Source organism: Campylobacter concisus, from assembly GCF_003048375.1.
GTDB lineage: Bacteria > Campylobacterota > Campylobacteria > Campylobacterales > Campylobacteraceae > Campylobacter_A > Campylobacter_A concisus_T.
Genome location: NZ_CP021642.1, coordinates 1,390,624 through 1,406,918, shown reverse-complemented (window position 1 = coordinate 1,406,918; position 16,295 = coordinate 1,390,624). Strand labels below are relative to the sequence as shown.

The following is a 16,295-nucleotide window of genomic DNA, read 5'->3' as shown; positions in this document are numbered from 1 at the left end:
TCTATATAAAGCTCGTATTTGTTTTACTAAGTCGATAGCTTTTACATCATTTAAATATATTAATAAGATATAAGATTACGACTTATCGTATTTTTTAAAAGATATTTTATTAAGTTGTTATAAAAATTTAAATTTGCCTTGCAGTCCAAGGCTTAAATATCTAATGCGCAAATTTTAGCTATTTAGCCCAAAAAGGGCTAAATTTAGACATTAAACCTAAAGTGCATCACGTCGCCATCTTGAACGATGTAGTCTTTGCCCTCAAGTCTCATCTTGCCAGCCTCTTTGGCTCCGTTTTCTCCGCCATGTGTGATGTAGTCATCATAGCTTATCACTTCAGCTCTGATAAAGCCCCTCTCAAAGTCGTTGTGGATGACGCTTGCTGCTTTTGGTGCTTTCCAGCCATTTGTGATCGTCCAAGCCCTTACTTCAACGACGCCAGCAGTAAAATAACTTATTAAATTTAGCTTAGCAAAAGACGTTTTGATGATCTTTTCAAGGCCGCTCTCACTCGTGCCAAGAGATGCCAAAAACTCGTGTGCCTCCTCATCGCTTAGGCCTATTAGCTCCTCTTCGACCTTAGCACAAAGCTTGATCACCTCGTGGTTTGAAGCTTTAGCATACTCTTTTAGTGCTTTTACAAATTTATTATCTTCGCTAAGCCCCTCTTCATCGACATTTGCGCCATAAACTACCTCTTTTGCGCTTAGAAGTCTTAGCTCTTTGTTGAGTGCCAAAAATGCCTCACTATCTCTTTGCTCAAAGCTACTTGCACTTTTGCCTTCATTTAAGTGAGCAAGGAGTAAATTTGCTATCTCAAGTGCCTCTTTTGCGCCTTTTGCGTTTGCTTTCGCCTCTCTTGTGAGCTTTTCTATCTTTTTATTTAGCTGCTCGATATCAGCTAGTATCAGCTCGGTTTGGATGATCTCGATGTCTCTTACTGGATCGACGCTACCCTCGACGTGAGTGATGTTCTCATCCTCAAAGCAGCGAACGATATGCAAAATAAGCTCGGTCTCTCTGATGTTTGATAGAAATTTATTGCCAAGTCCCTCGCCAGAACTTGCCCCTTTTACAAGGCCTGCGATATCAACAAATTCGATGGTTGAATATTGAATTTTATTAGGACTTACTATCTTTGCAAGTTCATTTAGACGCTTATCAGGCACTGGCACGATGGCTTTGTTTGGCTCGATAGTGCAAAACGGATAGTTCGCACTTTCGGCGTTTTGCGCCTTTGTAAGTGCGTTAAATGTCGTTGATTTGCCCACATTTGGTAGGCCTACTATTCCAACTGAAAGTCCCATCAATTCTCCTTGCTAAGTGCTTGTAAAAAGTATAAATTCATCCTAACTCCTGCTCCACTCGCACCTGCTTGGTTGTATCCCCAAGCCTTCTCGCGGTATGCTGGACCTGCGATATCAAGGTGTAGCCACTTATCTTTATACTCATCTTTGATAAATTTAGCTAGAAACATGCCAGCCGTGATCGCGCCGCCATATCTGCTTGAGGCGCAGTTGCTAACGTCTGCGATCTGGCTTTTGATAAGCTCGCTAAGATAAGGGTTAAAATCAAGCGTAGTTGCTAGCTCACCGCTATCTTTTATCTTGTTTTTAAACTCGCTTTTTAAGCTCTCGCTGTTGCCCATGATGCCTGTTGTGTATTCGCCAAGTCCCACGATGCAAGCGCCAGTTAGGGTTGCCATGTCGATTAGGATGTCTGGCTTAAAGTCCTGCGCGTAGCTTAGGCAGTCAGCCAGCACCAAACGTCCCTCTGCATCGGTGTTTCTAACCTCTATGCTAACGCCGCTTCTTGAGATAAGCACGTCATCAGGCTTATAGGCGTTGCCGCCGATCATATTTTCAGTAGCACCCAAAATGGCGTGAATTTCAAATGGTAAATTTAGCTCCGCCGCACCTTTTATGATGCCAAGTGCTGCTGCTGCGCCGCTTTTGTCTGACTTCATTGTTAGCATATAATCAGCCGGCTTCAAGCTAAGTCCGCCGCTATCGTATGTTAAGCCTTTGCCAACAAAGATGATGCGTTTTTTAGACTTTTTAGGCTTATAGGTTAGGTGGATGAGCCTTGGTTTATGCACGCTTGCGCGGTTCACAGCCAAAAATGCGTTCATATTCTCTTTAGCTAGAAATTTCTCGTCATAGACCTCGCACTTTATGCTGGCGATGTTTTTGGCTAAATTTAAAGCATCCTCGGCCATCTTTTGCGGTGTGTAAATTTCTGGGATTTCATTTACGATATCTTTTGTGAAATTTGTAGCACTTGCTATTATCTCTGCCTCTTTAAAGCCCTCGTTTGCTGCCTTTAGATCGACCTTTTTACCAGAAAATTCTTCAGTAGAAAAGATGATCTCTTTTAGGGTGTATTTCTCTTTTTTCTCTTTATACTTGTTAAATTCATAGCTCCCAAGCAAAAAGCCCTCAGCTAGCGCTTCAAAGTTTAGTTTTTGGCACTCCGCTACGTAAGAAGCTAGCTTTATGCTCTTAATGTTTAGTGACTTTAGTGCATTATAAGCTTTAGCAGCTGCAACTCTAAGCTCGTCAAGATCAAGCTTAGAAAGTGGCACGTAAGCCCTTTTTGCCTCGCTTAGGATGAGGATGCTCTCGCCTTTGTAATTGTTAAATTTAATAGCCTCTTTATCACCTATAAATTTATGTTTTAAGTCCTTATCTACTACGAAAATTAGTTCAATATCAGCTTTTATATCTTTTAATTTTTTATCAACTATTTGAAACTGCATGTCTTCTGTCTCTCCTTTCGTTTAAAATTTTATTTTCGATGCGCTTAAATGTATAGATCAAAAGCCCCATAAATATAGCAACCACTGGGATAGCGACATACCAGTGCTCTTTTGCTTTTTGAAGCAGCACTAATATATGCTCGCCAAGTATCCAAGCAGGTATGGTGGTGATCGCCGCCCAGCACCAAGCGCTGATCAAATTTATAAAGGCATATTTTTTAGCGTCATAACCAGTAAGTCCTATGCAAAGCGGGATGATGACACGAAAGCCATACATATAGCGTTGCAAAAAGATGATCGGCCAGCCGTATTTTTTCAGCATTATGTGCGCCACTGCAAATTTTCTCCGCTGCGTGTGAAGCCTTTTTGCGATGTATTTTTTATTGTAACGGCCAAGGTAGAAGTAAATTTGATCTCCCACAAAGCCTCCAAGTCCAGCCACAAAGATAGCAAGCGCGATGTGCATGTGTGTGGTGTGAGCGAGAATTCCAGCCATTATTAAGGCCATCTCGCCCTCCATGATACACCAGACAAAAAGTATGATGTATCCGTACTCTTTAAGCAGTTCTATAAAAAACTCTTCCATTCTAAACCTCTAAAACGCTGTAAATTTTAGTAAGCGGCTTTAGCTTTTCGCTACCTTTTAGATCGACTAGATCTATGAGAAAGCACGCTTCTACGCAGGTTGCGTTAGTTTGATTGATAAGCTCAACTGAAGCCTTTGCAGTGCCTCCAGTGGCTATGAGATCGTCACATAAAAGCACTCTTGCGCCTGCTTTTTCTCCAAAAGCATCGATGTGAATTTGCACTTCATCGACGCCATATTCTAGGCTATATTTTTGAGAAAGTGTGATAAAAGGCAGTTTTTTTGGCTTGCGAATAGGCACAAAAGGCAGCCTTAGCCTTGCTGCAAGCGCCGCGCCAAAGATAAAGCCACGAGACTCGATGCCAGCGATGTAATCAATCTTTGCGTCCTCATATCTAGCCACCAAATGATCTATCAAAAAGTTAAATGCCTCTTTGTTGTTTAGTAGCGTCGTGATGTCACGAAAGACTATGCCAGGCTTTGGAAAGTCGTTTATGCAGCGAATAGAGTTTAGTAAAAATTCTTTGCCTTTTTGATCTAAAATTTTCATAAATTTCCTTAAATTTGAGGTTATAGTAGCGCTTCGATCTTGCCTTCAAGCTCACGTATGCGTTGTCTTAGCTTGTCGTTTTCTAGGCGGTACTGGGAGTTTCTTGTGCGAAGTGAGGTTACGTCGTTTTTAGTTTTGTTTAGCTCGTCTGTTAAGATGTCGATGTTGCCTAGACTTCTTTGGAGTTGGATCTGAAATTTTCTTATGACGACCTCGGTATCTTGGAGGTTATTTTTCATAAAATCTTTTGTCGCACGCTCTTTTTTTAGAAGCGTTTTGAAGTAAAAAACCATGACGGTTAGGTAGATCGCAGCACAAACAAGAGCGGTAAAAACGATCCACTCGCCTATCATTTGCCTGCCTCAAGCTCTATTTTTTTGACTCTTCTTTCGTGTCTGCCGCCTGCAAACTCAGTCTTTAAAAAGGCTTCAACCGCCGAGATAGCCACGCCTGCGCCAATAACCCTTGCGCCAAAAGCGATCACATTTGCGTCGTTGTGCTCTCTTGCAAGTCTAGCGGTAAATTCGTCGTGGCAAAGGGCACATCTTACGTTTTCGTGCCTGTTTGCAGCTATTGATATGCCTATGCCAGTGCCACAAACTAGCACGCCGTAGCAGTTAGGCTCAAGCTTGCTCGCTAGCAAATGCGCATAATCAGGGTAATCAACGCTATTTTTATCGTTTGTGCCAAGATCAACCACTTCGTATCCAAGCCCTTTAATAGCCTCTTTAAGCTCGTTTTTTAGCTCAAAACCAGCGTGATCGCTAGCTAAGAAAACTTTGTCTATCTTCATGAAAAGTCCGTTAAATTTTTTGTTGATTATAGTCAAAGTTGCATTAAAATAAAATTTTACTCTCAGCCAAAATGAAGCTATAATTTACCAAAAATTTAAAGGAGAAAATGTGAAAAAAGTGCTCTTTTTAGCGGCTTCTACGCTAGCCTTTGCAAATGAAAATCTAATAGAGATCTACACAGATCAAACCATCATCACTCAAAAATTTAGTGACGCAAATAGTTCTTTTAGCGCCTTTGTGCCAGAGGGTGTGCAGAGTGAGAACGTCACGATAAATGGGGATTGTGACGCGAATGCTTATCTAAAAAAGATCAGCGAAGAAAATAGCCCAAGTTACATAAAATGGAAGCAAGAAGTTGCAAATTTAAACAACAAGCTTGAGGCGTTAAATGCAAGAGGTAGGTTTATAGAACAAGCTTTAGTAGAAGAAAACAAAAGTAACGATGTGACAAAAAGAGCTGATGAGTTTTATAAATTTAGCCTAGAAAATATCGAGAAAATTTCAGCTGCTAAAAGTGAGCTTGAAGCGCTTAAAGAAAATGAGCCAAAGAGCGAGATGGCTGGATTTTTGCAGCTTGATATGAAATTTGCTTGTGACCCAAAAGAGGCGACGCTTTCATATATGGATGATGAGGCCCCAAAGACGCTAAATGAAATTTACGCAGATACAAAAAACAAAAATATCTTGATAAAACAAGAAATTTTACTCACCAACCCTTTTGCAAGTGAAGTTAAAAATTTAAAACTCGCTATCTATCCGACCAGATATCAAAAGGCGCTTGCTCCAAGTAAATTTTACCCTTGGTATGAGGAGAGTGAGGCAGAGGCTGATGGTTACGGCACTTCAAAAAATATGCTAAGAGCCGCGAAAGTCGCCGCTGAGGTCGCTGATATGCGTGTGCAAAGAGATGAGAATGAGTTTGCCAAAATTTGGAAGATAGATGGGATAAATTTAGCAAAAGGCGAGAGCAAATATATAACTTACGACACGCAAAAAATGGACGCAAATTTTAGCGTTTTTGCTGATTTTTACGGCTCGCTAAAGGCATATAACGTGGCTAGCCTTAAGCTAAATGATGATCTAACTCCAGCTAAAACGCAGTTTTACGTTAATGGCGTGAGTGTTGGCAGTCCAAGCGAGTTTGAGATGAAAGCTAAAGATGAGCCCTCTCAGCTATTTTTAGGACAAAACGAGCTAATCGAGCTTAAAAAAGAGCGCTTAAATAAATTTAAAAAGAGCTCGTTTCTTGGTAAGGATCGCATAAGCGAAGAGGGCTATGAGATAAGTGTCAAAAATAACTCAAGTAAAAGTGTCGATGTCACTTTGGTTGACCGCGTGCCAGTATCTGCTGATGAGGCGGTAAAGGTTGAGATAAAGGGCTTTGATAAAAAAGATATCAGCAAAGATGGCAAGGTGGAGCTTAAATTTAGCCTTGCGCCAAAAGAGGAATTTAAAAAAGAGTACTCTTATAAGATCACAAAGCCAAAAATTTAGAGCAAATTTGCTCTAAATTTAGCCATTTATAAATGCACTTGCGATATCTAAAACGTATCTTGTTGGATAAAAGATAGTATCTTTTAAAGGCGAGACGAGGATGATGATAAGGATGACAAAGCCATATCGCGAGATGCCCTCAAGCTTTTCAGCCAGTGCGTGAAAGCCAAAATTTCTAAGCGCATACTCAAGTGCGTGAAAGCCATCAAGTGGTGGGATCGGATAGAGGTTAAAGATGGCTAACATCAAATTTAAAAGCGCAAGCGTAAATAAAAACTGAAGTAAAATTTCAAAGGTTTCTATGTTTAATAAAGCTTTTAACACAAAAAGCGATAAGATGCCTAAGATGACGTTGTAGCAAATGCCAGCTAGACTTACGTAGATAGCTGCTTTATAGCCGCCATTTCGCACAACTGTGTAGGTATTTACAGGCACTGGTTTTGCCCAGCCAAACATCATACCAGTGCTTAGATAAAGCACCAGTGGCACGATGATAGTGCCAACAAGATCGATGTGTTTTATTGGATTTATACTAAGTCTGCCAAGATTTTTTGCTGTGTTGTCACCAAATTTATAAGCGACATATCCGTGAGCGATCTCGTGACCGACGATGGCAATTACTAAAGAGAGGACGATAGTGGCGACTTTTATGGGGTCAAAATTAGTGAAGTCCATCAACTTCTCCTTCTTTTAAAGCTTGTTTTGTGAAAAACTCATCATTTTCTATCGTATCTACAAAGCGTCCGATACGCTCCCAGCGCACATTGTAGTTATTGTCCCAGCTAAAATATATAAACCAAGGCTGTCCAACTATATCTTTGTAAGCCACGCTTCCCCAAAAACGGCTATCATTTGAGTGGTCGCGGTTGTCGCCTATCATGAAGTATTCATCTTTTGGCACTTTGACGTAAAAAGCGTTAAAGTTAAAATTTGGGTTTTGCGGTAGTGAGCTAATGAGCGCTGGCTTCATAAAAACGTTTGATTTGTTTGTATTTAGCATGAAAACCATCTGCTCAAATAAATTTACATTTTCGTCGTAGTGGATGCCGCTAAATCTATATGGCTCTTTTATGAAAAGCTTGCCATCAAGCTCGACAATGTCCTTGCATGAGTAGCCAAATTTACTCTCTTTGCCGTTTAAATTTTCACGGCAGTTTGCCTTTATGAAGCTATCTCCCTCTTTTGGGCGTAGATATAGGGCTTTTTCAGTAAAGACGATCTCGTCCTCGCTGGTTGCAAAGCAGCGCTTTACAAAGTGAGTTTTTTCATCGTTTGGATAGCGAAATACGACTATATCGCCCCTTGCAGGACCATCGCCTGTGATGAGATGGCCATTGTCATTTAGCTCAGGTAAAATTTTTACCTCAAGCCAAGGGATTCTTGGCGTTGGTATGCCATAAACATACTTTTTAGCAAATAAAAAATCCCCAACCAAAAGCGTGTTTTTCATCGAACCAGACGGGATCACAAAGGCTTGAGCTACAAAGAAAATGACAAGCAAAACGATGATAACCGTGCCTGTCCAGCTCGAGCAAAAGTCATAAAATTTAGTAAAAGCTCTCTTCATTATCTCACTCTTTAATTTTTTTTGCCTGTGCAGCAAGGATTGTGTTGTTTAAAAGCATGGCTATGGTCATCGGACCAACGCCGCCAGGAACAGGCGTGATATATGAGCATTTTGGTGCGACCTCTTCAAAATCCACATCGCCCACAAGTCTGCCATCATCAAGTCTGTTTATGCCCACATCAACGACTACTGCGCCATCTTTTACCATGTCAGCCTTTAAGAAAAATGGCCTACCGATGGCAGCAACGATGAGGTCGGCATTTTTGCAAATTTCTTTTAAATTTTTAGTCTTGCTGTGTGTCACTGTAACCGTTGCAGAGGCATTTAGGAGTAAATTTGCCATAGGTTTGCCAACGATGTTGCTTCTGCCGATCACCACTGCATTTAGCCCAGCTACATCTATGCCATACTCTTTTAAAATCTCCATCACGCCAAGCGGTGTGCAAGGCACAAAGCCATCAAGCCCGCTAACAAGCTTGCCAACATTTACAGCGTGAAAGCCATCTACATCTTTTCGTGGATCGATCGCTGCGAGCACGACGTTTGTATCGATGTGCTTTGGCAGTGGTAGCTGAACCAAGATGCCATGGATGCTATCGTCTAAATTTAGCACGTTTATAAGGGCAAGTAGCTCGTTTTGGGTTGTATTTTCGCTTAGACGGTGAGCCACGCTTTTTATGCCGTATTCGTTGCAGGCTTTCTCTTTGGCTCTAACGTATGTTTGAGATGCCTTATCTTCGCCGACTAAGACGACGGCTAAGGTTGGCTCGACACCAAATTTCTTTAGCTCATCAGCTCTTACTTTTACGCTTTCTTTGACCTTTAAAGATACGGCTTTTCCGTCTAAAATTTTCATATTCAATCCTTACTTAAAAGCTTTTTTAATCACAAGGGTGGTATCATACCTAAAAATAAATTAAATTTTTAAAAGAGAGGTTTATGAGGTCTGTTTTTTTGATTTTGCTTTTTTGCGTAGCGATTTTTGGAGCTGATTTTATCACAAAGACCGAGTACGCCAAGATGCTCTACCTAAATCCACGTGGCATAGGATGCGATAAATGTCACGGCGCAAAGGGCGAGGGCAGCCTAATCTCTAAATACAAACACTTTGACAAAAAAGCAAACAAAACGGTCGATGATGAGCTTAGAGCGCCAAAGATAAATGATATAGATTTTGAAAGCTTTAAAGCAGCTCTTACAAAGCCAAAAGGCGTCATGCCAAGCTACTTTTTGACAGACGAGGAGACGACCATCCTTTATGAATACATCACAAATCAGATGAAACCTCCTGCAAAAGCGGCAAAAGTAGCACCCAAAAATTTGGCTAAGCCAGCCACGCCTGCTGCTGCGCAAAAACAGCCTGAACCTGCTAAAGCTGCCCCTGCGGCAAAAGCAGTAGAGCCAGATAAGAGCGCTCCTGCAAAATCAGCTGATCCTGTAAAACCAGCCACTACGCAGGCACCAAAGTCACCAGCAAAACCAACTTCAAATCAAAAAGATAATCAAAAGACAAATTTAAAAACACAAAATCAAAAGGATAAAAAATGACAAATAAAGAGGCGTTTAGTGAAGCTAAAAAATATATCCCAGGCGGCGTAAATTCACCTGTTCGTGCATTTGGCAGTGTTGGAGGTGAGCCTGTGATGATAGATCACGCAAAGGGCGCTTATCTATACGACGTCGAGGGTAAAAAATACCTTGACTTCATCCAAAGCTGGGGTCCGCTCATCTTTGGTCACTGCGACAAAGATATCGAAGAAGCGATCATCTCTGCTGTAAAACAAGGCGTATCTTATGGCGCTCCCTCTCCAAAAGAGACCGCTCTTGCAAAGCTAATATGTGATGAGTTTAAACAAATAGATAAAATTCGCTTCGTTAGCTCTGGCACGGAGGCAACTATGAGCGCGATCAGAGTGGCTAGAGGATATGCGAAAAAAGACGGACTTATCAAATTTGAAGGCTGCTACCACGGACACAGCGACGCACTTCTTATTAAAGCAGGAAGTGGCGCTACGACATACGGCAACGCTTCAAGTAGCGGCGTGCCACAAGACGTTGTGAAAAACACTTATCTAGCCGTTTATAACGATATAGAGAGCGTAAAAGCCATTTTTGAGAACAATAAAGACAAAATAGGCGTCGTCATAATCGAACCAATCGCTGGAAATATGGGGCTTGTTCCAGCTGATAAGAAATTTTTACGAGAGCTTAGAGAGCTTTGCGATAAATTTGGCGCTGTGCTCATCCTTGATGAGGTTATGAGTGGTTTTAGGGCTTCTCGCCTTGGCTCATATCCATTTCACGAGGTGGATGCTGACCTTGTCACATTTGGCAAGGTTATAGGCGGAGGCATGAATGTCGCTGCATTTGGCGGCAAGGCTAAGATCATGGACTGCTTAAGTCCAGAAGGCGCTGTCTATCAAGCAGGCACGCTAAGTGGCAACCCAGTGGCGATGAGCGCTGGTATAGCGGCTATTTCTAAGATAAAAAGTGACGCAAATTTATACACTAGACTTGAAAAACTTGCTAAAAAACTAATGGAGGGCTTCAAAGAGGCTGCAAAAAGCGCTGGCATCACCATCCAAACTGAGGTTCGTGGCTCGATGTTTGGCTACTTTTTTACAGAGCATGCCGTGAAAAACTACGACGATGCGCTAAAGAGCGATACAAAACTCTTTGCTAAATTTCACCAAGCGATGCTTAGGCGCGGAATTTATCTAGCACCAAGCCAGTTTGAGACGGGATTTATCTGCGATGCGATGAGTGAGGCTGATATCGACATAGCGATAAGCGCGGCTAAAGAGGCATTTTTGGAGATAAAAGCTTAATGGCAAAATTTAAGATAAAAGATATCGTAGCTGGCGCTGAGCAACTAAGCCTTGGTATATCGATGGTCGTGGCTGTGGTTATCGGCACTGGGCTGGGGTATCTTGTAAAAAAGGTTACAAATTTCACGCCAGCGCTTTGGATAGGGCTTGCCTTTGGCATTGCAGCTGCCATTTTAAACGTTTATAAGGCCTACAAAGCGCAGGTTAAAAGCCTAGATGAGCTAAAGGATGAGGCTAGATATAAAGGCTATAAAAAAGACGATGATGACGAGGACGATTAGCAGGCTTTTTATTTGCTATTTTGCGCTTTGGCTAGCCCTTAGCGTCGTTGGCAAATTTATATCAAATCAATTTTTTATAAGCTCGCAAATTTCATTTTTTGCCTCGCTTATCATCCTAACGGCTAGCTTTTTTGCCTATAAAAACCGCATAAACTCAAGGCTAGAAAATGCAAGAGAGGAAATTTTAGCCAAGATAGAAGAAGAGGACGAAGAAGATGAAGAAATTTTGCCCAAGAATGAGCCAAAAGAATTTAGCCTAAAAGATGAAAAAGCAAGGCTAAAAAAGCAGAAATTTTCATTTAAAGATAAAAGCTTTGTGGCGGCATTTATGCCTTATCGCTTGGTTGCGTATGCGATACTTTTTTTTGGATTTATATTTTTAAGAAATGAAAATTTACTAAACGTGCCTGGCTTTTTAGTGGGGCTTGCTCCGATGCCTATTGGAGCTTTTATCTTTGGGATAATGCAAAATAATTTAAGAAAGGACGCAGATGGCAAGTAGCTTTAGGATCATTCGCTCGATGGGGCCGCTATTTTTAGGCATGAGCCTACTTTTTATAGGCAATGGCCTAGTCATCGCATCTTGTAGTGCGCTTCTTAAGCAAAATGGCGTAGGCGAGCTTGCGATTGGACTAATTAACACTGGATTTTTCATAGGAGCGTTAATTAGCACGATCACAGCGCACAGGATCATCTCAACCACCGGCCACATCAGAGCTTTTGCTATCTTTTCATCTATATTTGCAGTCTCAGCCATGCTTCACGCCATAAGTGAAAATTTGATCTTTTGGGCGATTTTGCGAGCCTTTTTGGGATATTGCTACTACGCACTTTTGATGGTTATAGAAAGCTGGCTAAATGCTAAGATCCCAAACAAGATAAGATCACGCGTTATTGCCTTTTACGAGTGCGTTTTCTACACAAGTTTTGGACTTGGAATTTTGATCTTAGCACTTGATCTTAGCGCATTTGAAATTTTCATCATCAGCGCAGCCTTTATCATGCTCTCAAGCATACCTTTAAATTTAATCCGCATAAACCAGCCTCAAATCCCACAGCGCCAACCCATAAACATCCCAAAAATTTTTGGTATCGTCCCGCTAGCACTCGTGGGAGCGCTCGTTGCAGGACTTGCGATAAATGGCTTTTTCTCTATGGCAAGTCTCTTTGTCTTGCTTCAAGGATATAGCGCAAAAGAGGCGTCATTTTTTATGACTATAGCGATGGCTGGGGGCTTTTTGGCTCAAACATTTATCGGAGGATTTTCAGATAAATATGGCAGACGCCCAGCACTCTTGCTTTGTAGCGTTGTATCTTTAATCAGTGCGGTTTTATTTTTGCTAAATGGCTCAAATTTGATCGTTCAATACATACTTTCGTTTTTCTTTGGCGGTGGCATTTTTTGCACATACGGACTTTCGCTTGCTAGAGCAAATGACGAGATCACAGACAAGACAAAGAGCGTCCAAGTGGCACGCGCGCTACTTTTTAGTTACTCTTTTGCCTCACTTTTCTCGCCGCTTCTTATGAGCTACGCGATGAAAATTTTTGGCGCATTTGGCTTTATCTATGTCTATTTGGTGCTTTATGTTGGGCTCATTTTATTTGCGCTAACGCAAAAGACCATACCGCAGCACATGAGAAAAGAGTACAACGACAGGCTCGTTGCAAGGACGGCTGGCATCGCGACTATTCAGCAAAATGGCAATTTTGCCGATAGAGAAAATAAAAAGTAGAAAATGGACGTAGCAAATTCTCTAAATATCTCAAACACCTCGGTTCAAACTGGGCAAAATGCCGCCCAAAACGCGCCTGTCCGAAAAAACGAGGGCTCGCTTTTTAAAAATCAGCCAGCTGGGGCGCCAAGCGAGCAAACCGTTTCAAACGCCCTTGATAACGTTGGCAAGCTAGTTGCAAGGGTGCTTGATGATCTAAAAAGCGCTTCAAGCCTTAGTAAAGCAGAGCAAATTTTATCGCAGGCAAAAGATACGAAGATCGCTCCAAATTTAGCTAGCGAGCTCTCAGACCTTGCAAAAAGCCTAGAGGCAGAAGCTGCGCAAAATGAAAGCGCTGAGATAAAGAGCCTTGCACTAAAACTAAAAGAATTTCTAAAGCCAATAGCCGACCTAAAAACTGGCTCGCTAAATGATCAGATCAAAAACTCAGGTGTCATGCTTGAAGCAAATTTAAAAGATGCGCTTACCCCAGAAAAACTGCCAAGCTCGATACAAAAGCTACTAAGCGATATAAAAAATCTCTCAAATCAAAATTTACTTAGTCAAATTTTAACTCTAAATGATGAGAGCTTGGATAATCAAAACTCATTTATGAAGCTCACCTCCATGCTTGAAAAAGCGAGTGGTGACGCTAAAAATCTCCTTGATAACTCAAGCATAAAAACACTTTTAAAAGATGTAGATAAGCTTGATAATGTGGCTAAATTTCTTGATAAAAACTTCTCAAAAGAGCAAAGCGGGGATGCGGTAAAAAGCCAGATAGTCAAGATGGAGAATTTCATCTCAAATTTAAGCGAAAAGGTAGCAAATTTAGCGAGCGAAAAGCTAAATCAAAACTTTGGCTTTACACAAAATCACAAAGAACTAAAAGCTATCCTTGAGAGCCTAAAAAACGATCTAAAAATGCTAAATAACATAGGCGATGAGGCAGGACTTGTAAAGGCGTTTAACGAGGTTAGCGACGTCTCAAAAGAGGGCAGCTTGCAAGATAAGCTCCAAAGTGCGGCAAGACGCCTCGCTCACAGCCTAAGTCTTGCAGATCCAGAAGCAAGTGCGGCTAAAAGCGATCTAGCCGAAAGTAAGGCGCTTTTAAAGCAGCTAAAACTAGCCACAAATGACATAAATAACATCACGACAAAGAGCCAGAGCGAAATTTCAAAGGTGCTAAATCAAGATGTAAAAAGCACGCTTTTAAATATCAGCGAAAAGAGCCAAAACGCCCAAACCGTAAATGCTGCAAACAAGATGATCTCGCAAATCGAGATGCACCAGATGGTCTCAAGTTTGCAAGGAGGAATACAAACTTATATGCCTTATATCTGGGACGGCGTGGAGGGCGGAAATGTCGCATTTAAGCAGGGCAAAAAGGATAAATTTTATGCCCAGATCGATCTAAATTTTAAGAAATTTGGCCAGATAAACGTGATGGTTGGACTTGTGGATAAACGCTATATCGATCTATCGGTGGCAACGCAGACAAATGAGTTTAAAGAGCTTATCTTAGGAAATTCAAGCGAGCTAAAACAGGCTATCTCAAAGCTTGGGCTAATCGTTTCAAATTTTAACATCAAAACGTTGCCAAAGGTGAAGTTAAACGATAGATTTAAAAATTTTGGCGGCCTTGATGTGGGCTTTGATAAGAAAATTTGATGCAAGTAAATAAGAAAAAAGCCGTCGCTCTTGGCTACAACAGATCGCAAGATAACGCTCCAAAGGTGCTTGCAAGCGGTGCTGGCGAGATAGCAAACAAGATAATAAGTCTTGCAAAAGAGCATGACATACCGATCAAAGAGGACCCTGATCTTATTGAAATTTTAAGCAAGGTCGAGGTCGATCAAGAGATACCGCCGAATTTATATAAGGCGGTGGCTGAGATATTTAGCTTTTTATATAAGATCACAAATAAAAAGTAAATATTGCACTTTAATAGTGCTATAATCCCAAAATTAAGGAAATTTAAACATTAAAAAGGAGGTATTATGAAAATTTCATCAAAGGTGACGATAATGATCGTCTCGTCCCTACTGGTGCTTGGAGCCATTTTAGTCTTTCTAAACATTTACGAGCAAAACAAAGCGATAGAATTTTCTACCAAACAGCTGACTGAAACGGTCTTGGCCGATAAAAGGGCAGCTTTAAGTGAAGAGATGGATATCGTCTCAAACATTTTGCTAAAAATTCAAGAGGTCTATGACGACGCAAACGAGACCGTAGAAGATCAAAAAGAAGATATCATCGACTATCTCTCAAGGGCTAGATTTGGCGATGATAAAAAGGGATACTTTAGTATCTACACCACAAAAGGCGTGGTTATATCAAGCCCTGGAGTGCCTGAGTATAACGGCCTTGATAGACTTGAAGCAACTGATGCAAATGGCTATAAATACATAAAAGATCTCATGCAAAAAGCCTCAGAAAATAGTGATGGTGCTTTTGTAAATTTTGTGGCTAAGTCAAAAGATGGCTCAACTACCAGAAAGATAGGAAAAGGGCTAAAACTAAGCCTCTTTCATGAAGATGTAGTGCTGATGTCTGTTGTTGGTCTTGAAGGCATGTATAAAGAGATAGATAAAATTTCAGCCACTATGCAAAATGATGCCAATGCAAACACTACAAATTTCATCGTCATAGCCGTCGTAGTTTTAATCATATCACTAATAGTTGCCATGCTTTACTCTAAATTTTCTATCACAAAACCACTAAATGAGCTAATCTTGCGGGCTACAAACCTCTCAAGTGGCGATGGCGATCTAACAAGAAAACTAGAAGTCGTCGGCAAAGATGAGATAGCCAAAGCCAGCGAAGCCATAAATAAATTTATAGAAAAAGTAAGGGTTTTAATCGCAGAGGCAAAAGATATCTCAAATGAAAACAGCTCCATCGCAAACGAGCTTAGCTCAACCTCAGTCCAAACTGGCCGTGGGGTGGAAAACTCAAGCAAGATAGTTGAGAGCGCTGGGAAGGATTGCGCCGAGATACAATCATATATGAAAGATTCAATCGAAGTTGCAAAAGGCGGCAAAGATGATCTTCAAAAGGCGCTAACCTACGTTGATGAGACGCTAAATACCATCTCAAATTTATCTTCAGAGATCGCTCAGACATCTGATATAGAAAATCAAATGGCTGGCAAGATCGAGCAGCTTAGCCGTGACGCTGAGCAGGTTAAATCAGTCCTTGTGGTTATAAATGACATTGCCGATCAGACAAATTTACTTGCACTTAACGCAGCCATTGAAGCAGCACGTGCAGGAGAACACGGACGTGGCTTTGCAGTCGTTGCTGATGAAGTTAGAAAGCTAGCTGAGCGCACTCAAAAGAGCCTAACAGAGATAAACGCAACTATCAACGTCATCGTTCAAGCGATAAATGAAAGCAGCGAGCAAATGAGCATCAACTCTAAGCAAATAAGCGAGCTAACAGGCGTAGCAAACAACGCGCAAAACACCATACGAGATATGAGCGATATCATGAGATCAGCCATAGGACTATCTGATAAAACTATCGAGGACTATATAAAGACTGGCAAGGATATTGACGATATAGTAAAAAGCATGGAGGGCATAAGTCAAATTTCATCTCAAAGCACAAGAAGCGTAGAAGAGATAGCTTCAGCTGCTGAGCATCTAAACAAGATGACAGATACGCTAAATGCAAAACTTGGCGAATTTAGAACTTGATTTGTGTAGTAAATTTTAAAT

17 protein-coding genes and 1 pseudogene are annotated in these 16,295 nt (G+C 41.2%); 9 read left to right on the top strand and 9 right to left on the bottom strand.

What is annotated here, in order from left to right; genetic code table 11:
* Window positions 1-203: 203 nt before the first annotated feature.
* The 6 genes from ychF to rpiB are packed head-to-tail and all read right to left on the bottom strand — an operon-like array spanning window position 204 to window position 4,687.
* Window positions 204-1,307: a redox-regulated ATPase YchF gene (gene ychF, locus CCS77_RS07010; protein WP_107916974.1), complete on the bottom strand. Its 1,104-nt coding sequence runs from the start codon at window positions 1,305-1,307 to the stop codon at window positions 204-206.
* The gene (locus tag CCS77_RS07005; protein ID WP_107916973.1) at window positions 1,307-2,758 is read right to left on the bottom strand and encodes a leucyl aminopeptidase; all 1,452 of its coding nucleotides are present in this window, start codon (window positions 2,756-2,758) and stop codon (window positions 1,307-1,309) included. The genes ychF and CCS77_RS07005 overlap by 1 nt, the downstream gene beginning before the upstream one ends.
* The gene (locus CCS77_RS07000; RefSeq protein WP_021083652.1) at window positions 2,739-3,344 is read right to left on the bottom strand and encodes a DedA family protein; all 606 of its coding nucleotides are present in this window, start codon (window positions 3,342-3,344) and stop codon (window positions 2,739-2,741) included. The genes CCS77_RS07005 and CCS77_RS07000 overlap by 20 nt, the downstream gene beginning before the upstream one ends.
* Window position 3,345: 1 nt before the next feature.
* Window positions 3,346-3,894, bottom strand: a complete 549-nt coding sequence (apt, locus tag CCS77_RS06995; protein ID WP_107916972.1) for an adenine phosphoribosyltransferase — start codon at window positions 3,892-3,894, stop codon at window positions 3,346-3,348.
* 20 nt (window positions 3,895-3,914) lie between these two features.
* A complete protein-coding gene (locus CCS77_RS06990) occupies window positions 3,915-4,247 on the bottom strand; it encodes a hypothetical protein (protein WP_002939538.1) in 333 nt (110 codons plus the stop codon).
* Window positions 4,244-4,687, bottom strand: a complete 444-nt coding sequence (rpiB, locus tag CCS77_RS06985; protein ID WP_021086444.1) for a ribose 5-phosphate isomerase B — start codon at window positions 4,685-4,687, stop codon at window positions 4,244-4,246. The genes CCS77_RS06990 and rpiB overlap by 4 nt, the downstream gene beginning before the upstream one ends.
* Before the next feature lie 109 nt (window positions 4,688-4,796).
* Between rpiB and CCS77_RS06980 the strand changes: the two genes are divergently transcribed.
* Window positions 4,797-6,182: a DUF4139 domain-containing protein gene (locus tag CCS77_RS06980; RefSeq protein WP_107916971.1), complete on the top strand. Its 1,386-nt coding sequence runs from the start codon at window positions 4,797-4,799 to the stop codon at window positions 6,180-6,182.
* An 18-nt stretch (window positions 6,183-6,200) separates the two neighbouring features.
* Here CCS77_RS06980 and CCS77_RS06975 read toward each other — a convergent pair whose 3' ends face one another.
* The 3 genes from CCS77_RS06975 to folD are packed head-to-tail and all read right to left on the bottom strand — an operon-like array spanning window position 6,201 to window position 8,605.
* On the bottom strand, window positions 6,201-6,857 hold the full coding sequence (locus tag CCS77_RS06975; RefSeq protein WP_107791396.1) for a site-2 protease family protein: 657 nt from the start codon (window positions 6,855-6,857) through the stop codon (window positions 6,201-6,203).
* Window positions 6,844-7,749 carry a signal peptidase I gene (gene lepB / locus CCS77_RS06970; protein WP_107916970.1) on the bottom strand — a complete coding sequence of 302 codons (906 nt, stop codon included), beginning with the start codon at window positions 7,747-7,749 and terminating at the stop codon, window positions 6,844-6,846. The genes CCS77_RS06975 and lepB overlap by 14 nt, the downstream gene beginning before the upstream one ends.
* A gap of 4 nt (window positions 7,750-7,753) precedes the next feature.
* Window positions 7,754-8,605: a bifunctional methylenetetrahydrofolate dehydrogenase/methenyltetrahydrofolate cyclohydrolase FolD gene (folD, locus tag CCS77_RS06965; RefSeq protein ID WP_107916969.1), complete on the bottom strand. Its 852-nt coding sequence runs from the start codon at window positions 8,603-8,605 to the stop codon at window positions 7,754-7,756.
* An 83-nt stretch (window positions 8,606-8,688) separates the two neighbouring features.
* On the opposite strand from folD, the pseudogene CCS77_RS10510 reads away from it, so the two are divergent.
* The 8 genes and pseudogenes from CCS77_RS10510 to CCS77_RS06925 form a co-directional block, all read left to right on the top strand.
* A pseudogene (locus CCS77_RS10510) lies at window positions 8,689-9,024 on the top strand (c-type cytochrome); the annotation flags it as partial.
* A gap of 269 nt (window positions 9,025-9,293) precedes the next feature.
* Window positions 9,294-10,577, top strand: coding sequence for a glutamate-1-semialdehyde 2,1-aminomutase (gene hemL, locus CCS77_RS06955; RefSeq protein ID WP_107916967.1), 1,284 nt, complete (start codon window positions 9,294-9,296; stop codon window positions 10,575-10,577).
* Window positions 10,577-10,858 (top strand): AtpZ/AtpI family protein, encoded by a 282-nt coding sequence (locus tag CCS77_RS06950; RefSeq protein WP_107916966.1) that lies wholly within the window; start codon window positions 10,577-10,579, stop codon window positions 10,856-10,858. Before hemL ends, CCS77_RS06950 begins: the two co-directional genes overlap by 1 nt.
* Entirely contained in the window at window positions 10,842-11,360 is a 519-nt protein-coding gene (locus tag CCS77_RS06945) for a hypothetical protein (RefSeq protein WP_236635255.1), read from the top strand. The genes CCS77_RS06950 and CCS77_RS06945 overlap by 17 nt, the downstream gene beginning before the upstream one ends.
* Complete coding sequence (locus CCS77_RS06940; protein WP_107916964.1) at window positions 11,350-12,594, top strand: MFS transporter; 1,245 nt, start codon at window positions 11,350-11,352, stop codon at window positions 12,592-12,594. The genes CCS77_RS06945 and CCS77_RS06940 overlap by 11 nt, the downstream gene beginning before the upstream one ends.
* A gap of 3 nt (window positions 12,595-12,597) precedes the next feature.
* A complete protein-coding gene (locus CCS77_RS06935; RefSeq protein WP_107916963.1) occupies window positions 12,598-14,244 on the top strand; it encodes a flagellar hook-length control protein FliK in 1,647 nt (548 codons plus the stop codon).
* Complete coding sequence (locus CCS77_RS06930) at window positions 14,241-14,507, top strand: FlhB-like flagellar biosynthesis protein (RefSeq protein ID WP_223227339.1); 267 nt, start codon at window positions 14,241-14,243, stop codon at window positions 14,505-14,507. Before CCS77_RS06935 ends, CCS77_RS06930 begins: the two co-directional genes overlap by 4 nt.
* A gap of 66 nt (window positions 14,508-14,573) precedes the next feature.
* Complete coding sequence (locus CCS77_RS06925) at window positions 14,574-16,274, top strand: methyl-accepting chemotaxis protein (RefSeq protein WP_107916962.1); 1,701 nt, start codon at window positions 14,574-14,576, stop codon at window positions 16,272-16,274.
* The last annotated feature ends 21 nt before the right edge of the window (window positions 16,275-16,295 follow it).